Genomic DNA, 4,779 nt, shown 5'->3' with positions numbered 1-4,779 from the left:
CTTCTGGATCGTCTCGAGCTGGTTGATGCAGCGGATCAGCGTCGACTTGCCGGAACCGGAAGGACCGCAGATGACGATCCGCTCCCCCCGGTTAACCGAAAGCTCGATGTCCTTCAGCGCGTGGAAGCCGCCATACCATTTGTCGACGCCCTCCATGCGCACGGCCAGATCGGAAGCTCCCCGCACGCCGGCGCCCAATGCGTTTGCTTTAGCCTCAGTCATGCGAGGAACTCCCTTCGATACTTACTTCTTTGCAGTCGCCACGAAGTCCGGCAGCGGAGCATCCAGCCACTTCTGGTGGATATCGTTGAGTTCGCCGTCTGCCTTGACCTTGTCGATGAAGGCGTTCACCGCCGCCAGCAGTTCGGTCGAACCCTTGCGAACGGCAATGCCCTGAACTTGCTGGCTGAGCTGAAGCTTCTGCTCGAAGTGGCCCGGAGCGGCCTTTTCGATCTGGGCGGCGACGACGTTGGAGACGCCGATCACTTCGACCTGCCCCGAGAGGAGAGCCTGCACAGCGCTGGCATCGTCATCGAAGCGCTGAATCTTGGCATCCTTCGGCGCGATTTTGGTTACCGCAGTGTCCTGCGTCGACGCGCGCGCCACGCCGATCGTCTTGCCGGAGAGGTCTTCCGGCTTGGAAACCTTTGCGTCGCTCGCGCCGAAAACGCCGATGGAAATGCCGGCATAGGGCTGCGAGAAGTCGACGCTCTTGGCGCGCTCCTCGGTGATCCCGAGCGAGGCGACGAGCAGGTCGACCTGGTTGCTCTGCAGGTAGGGAATGCGGTTCGGACCGGTGACCGGCACGATCTGCACCTTCACGCCCCATTCCTTGCCGAGCAGCTTGGCGACGTCGGCGTCATAACCGTCGGGTTCGTTAGCAGTGTTCATGATGCCGAAGGGCGGGAAGTCGACCAGCATGCCGATCTTCACGGTCCCCGCGGACTTGATGCTTTCGACGGTCTGAGCGGCGGCCGTTGAGGCCATGGCGCCGACCATCAGGCCCGCGCCAATCGCGGCCATCATCATGCGTCTCGAAATATTCATGTTCCTTCCCTTTCAGTTATGCCGGGTTAACCTCCCTCCGGCGCGGGCCCGTTAGCGTGTCGTCGCGCGGGAGAATCTCAATTCCATACGGCGTGCCAGAACGGAGAGCGGCCAGCACAGCACGAAATAGACCGCAGCCACCGTGGAAAAGACCAGGAAAGGGCTGAAGGTCGCGTTGTTGATGATCTGGCCCTGACGGGTCAACTCGGTAAAGCCAATGATCGCTGCAAGCGATGTGCCCTTGATGAGCTGCACGAGGAAGCCAACCGTCGGCGCGACAGCGATCTTCGTCGCCTGCGGCAGGATCACGTACCGCATGCGGTTGTAATAGCGCAGGCCGAGTGCGGTGGCAGCCTCCCGCTGACCTGATGGCACCGCCTCGATGCAGCCGCGCCAGATTTCACCGAGGAACGCACTGGCATGCAGCGTGAAGGCGAAGGCAGCCGCAATCCAGGGATTGATGCCGAAGCCCAGGATGTTGAGCCCGAAGAAGACCAGGAAGAGCTGCATCAGCAACGGCGTGCCCTGGAAGATACGAATGAAGCCCGTTGCAATGAGCCGCGGCCATTTCGTGTCGGAGACGCGCACGAGCGCAATGAACAGGCCGCCAATGCCGCCGCCCGCAAAGGCGATCGCCGAGAGCGCGATCGTCCACTGCGCCGCAATGACGATGATCCAGAATTCGTTCCAGCCGAAGGGTCTGATAAGCGGCATTGGTCAGTCTCCCCTTATCGGCTCAGCGGATATTTGAAGGCGGCCTTCTCGATCGCCGAGAAGATCGTCGAGAAACCCACGGACATGCCAAGGTAAATCAGCGTCACGACGATATAGACCTCGAAGCTCGCAAAGGTCGCCGACTGCAGGTCATTGCCGGCGGCAGCAAGGTCATCGGCAGAGATCGCCGAGACGACGCTGGAGGTCAGCATCAGATAGATGAACTGGCTGGTGAGCGATGGATAGACCGTGCGCAGGGCCGGCTTCATGATGATGTAGCGGAAGATCTGCAGCTTGGAGAGGCCGAGCGCCGTGCCCGCCTCCACCTGGCCCTTCTGGATAGACTCGATGCCCGCACGGATGATCTCGGTACCATAAGCGCCGAAATTCACGACGAGTGCCAGAAGCGCCGCGCTGTTTGGCGTCAGACGAAGCCCCAGGGACGGCAGGCCGAAGAAGATGAAGAAGATCTGCACGAGAAAGGGCGTGTTGCGGATGATCTCCACGTAGGCGTCGATCACCCAGCGCAGCGGCCCAATCCCGGATGTCTTGCCCCAGGCGCAGAAGATCGAAAGGATCAGTCCGAGGATCATCGCTGCGCAGGAAAGCTGAATTGTCAGCCAAGCGCCGAGCAGCAGCTGATCGAGGCCTGCAAGTACAGGCGTGAAATTGAACTCGTACATGCCGGGATATCCTCCCCAAATTACCAAGACGGACGTCGCGCCTCCTCGCGTCCTTGTCACTTAGATCGATCTAAAATGTTTCTTCACAGGCGTCAACCCGCAAATGATCGTCCAATTTTTAGTCAGGCCGACCGCAGGATTGGCGAATGTGCAGGGTAGTGTCGTTCACCACGCGGCGTGGAGGCAAGTCCGGATTGCCGATACGCTCGACAAGGAGGCGCGCCGCCATTTCGCCGATGGCCACGGGGCCGGTCGCGACCGACGTGAGCTTTGGCCGGATGGCCTCGGCATCCGCCACGTCGTCGAAGCCAACGAGCGAAAGATCGCGGCCGATTGTCAGCCCGCGGTCATGAAGGCCGGCCGCGAGACCTAGCGCCACGATATGATTGAAGCAGATCACCGCCGTTGGCCGTGTTGCCTGATCGAAAAGAAGGTGGGTCGCGTTAGCAATTTCGCCGAGTTGCGTTGGAAAATGGATGAGGATGCGGGGATCGAGATTCCGTGACAGCATGGCGTCGCGGAATCCGTCCACGCGTTCCTGATAAGCCGAGTGGATCGGGCCAAGGACGGCAAAGGCGATCTTCTCGTGACCGAGCGACGCCAGATAGTCCACCGCCTGACGCATGCCCGCGGCGTAATCGACTCCGACATAATCCAGGCCGAGGGAAATATGGCGCAAGACCTGCACGACCGGCATGCCCCAATCGGCTATCTGATCGGAGAGCGCGGATTCCGTGCGTGCGGCCGGGCAGAGAATGACCCCATCGACGCCATGTTCGCGCATGCGCCGCAGGAGCATTTCCTGCCGCTCGACCTGATCCCCGCTGTTGGCGAGGATTACCACCTTGCCGGTCGCGCCGATGACTTCCTCGATGCCTGACAGGAGCTCTGCAAAGAAGGGATTGGTGAGGTTCGGGACGATGGCGCCGATGATCTGGCTGCGTTCGACGCGTAATCGTGCCGCGCCGATATTGTAGACATACCCCAAGTCTCGCATCGCCTGCTCGACGCGCATGCGCGTCTCGCTGCCGACCAGCGGGCTCTTGCGGAGAACAAGAGACGCGGTCGCGCGGGAGACGTTTGCCTGTCGCGCGACATCGACGAGCGTGACGCGAGTCTTTTTTCGTTCTTCAAAGGACATTGAGTACCGATGCGAAAGGGAGTGTGTGGAGAGAACTATAGTCGACAACGGAAGTCGGGCAAACGCTACGGGAGGGCTGGCACGCTTCACTGGTCACAGCCGACAGGCTCGGTTGACGGTCTACCCTCTGCGGGCGCGAACATCAAATAGCCAATCGTGTCCAGCGGAAGACGATCTCGACTGGCGGGAGTCGAAGCTGAACGGTCGAGCACATTGGGACGAAGTTCAGCTGACGGCATGGCGATCCTCGGAAGCGGCGACGACCTGCCTGTGATGGCATTGCAGGTGCTGCGCCGCCGTTGTACTTTAGGCACCTGACATATGCGCAAAGTGCTCAGTGTATAGCCGGAGCCAAAGTCCGGTCGCGTTTCAACAGCCGAACGAATAGGCGCGGATATGGAGCTCATCGTCGCCCTTGGCCTGATCGTTTTCAAGGTCGCGCTGCTGATTGCGCTCCTGCTGCTGCTGCCCTTGCCGCTCACCTGGCTGGAACGCAAGATCGCCGGACACATGCAGCAGCGGCTGGGGCCGATGCGCGTCGGCTGGCACGGGCTGCTGCAGCCGGTGGCGGACGGCATCAAGCTCCTGACCAAAGAAGACCATATTCCGGCCGAGGCCGACCGCTTCCTCTTCAAACTCGCACCGATCCTGGCGCTCGCGCCGCCTTTTGTAGTGTTCGTGGCGATCCCCTTCGGCGAAAGCGTCTCGGTGCTCGGCAACGAGATCACGCTTTATGTCTCCAACATGAATGTGGGGCTGCTTTTCGTCTTCGCGGTGATCGGGATCGAGGTCTATGGCGTTATCTTCGGCGGCTGGGCGGCCAACAGCAAATACGCTGTTCTGGGCAGCCTCAGAACCTGCGCGCAGATGATCAGCTACGAAATCCCGATGGGTTTCGCTGTCATCGGCGTGGTCATGCTGGCTCAATCCATGAGCCTGCTTGATATCGTGCGCGCGCAATCCGAGGTCTGGAACATCGTTTACCAGCCGATCGGCTTCTTCGTGTTCTTCGTCGCCGGACTGGCGGAGGCGCAGCGCATTCCCTTCGACCTGGCGGAAGCCGAAGGCGATCTGGGCGCCGGGTTCCATACCGAATACAGCGGTATCCGCTTTGCATTCTTCATGATCAGCGAATATGCCATCGTATTGCTGGTGTCGGTCCTCGTGGTGATCCTGTTCTTCGGCGGCTGGAAC

General features: G+C 60.6%; 6 protein-coding genes. 1 reads left to right on the top strand and 5 read right to left on the bottom strand.

The features are described from left to right. The 5 genes from ACPYOI_RS34955 to ACPYOI_RS34935 form a co-directional block, all read right to left on the bottom strand. Positions 1 to 222: ATP-binding cassette domain-containing protein (locus tag ACPYOI_RS34955; protein WP_481424065.1), on the bottom strand; the 222-nt coding region annotated here is incomplete at its 3' end. Between the two features lie 21 nt (positions 223 to 243). Continuing rightward, positions 244 to 1,047, bottom strand: a complete 804-nt coding sequence (locus ACPYOI_RS34950) for a transporter substrate-binding domain-containing protein (protein WP_481424064.1) — start codon at positions 1,045 to 1,047, stop codon at positions 244 to 246. Positions 1,048 to 1,098: 51 nt separating this feature from the next. After that, positions 1,099 to 1,761, bottom strand: coding sequence for an amino acid ABC transporter permease (locus tag ACPYOI_RS34945; protein WP_481418473.1), 663 nt, complete (start codon positions 1,759 to 1,761; stop codon positions 1,099 to 1,101). Between the two features lie 14 nt (positions 1,762 to 1,775). Continuing rightward, on the bottom strand, positions 1,776 to 2,444 hold the full coding sequence (locus tag ACPYOI_RS34940) for an amino acid ABC transporter permease (protein WP_481418474.1): 669 nt from the start codon (positions 2,442 to 2,444) through the stop codon (positions 1,776 to 1,778). 118 nt (positions 2,445 to 2,562) lie between these two features. Further along, positions 2,563 to 3,585 (bottom strand): LacI family DNA-binding transcriptional regulator, encoded by a 1,023-nt coding sequence (locus ACPYOI_RS34935; protein WP_481418475.1) that lies wholly within the window; start codon positions 3,583 to 3,585, stop codon positions 2,563 to 2,565. A gap of 396 nt (positions 3,586 to 3,981) precedes the next feature. Between ACPYOI_RS34935 and ACPYOI_RS34930 the strand changes: the two genes are divergently transcribed. Next, positions 3,982 to 4,779, top strand: a 798-nt coding sequence (locus tag ACPYOI_RS34930; RefSeq protein WP_481424063.1) for a complex I subunit 1/NuoH family protein, incomplete at its 3' end; no start/stop codon positions are given.

It is taken from the genome of Rhizobium sp. SVR5-2C (genome assembly GCF_056755115.1).
The sequence above is the reverse complement of the archived record's forward strand: the minus strand, read 5'-3'. Positions and strand labels throughout refer to the sequence as shown.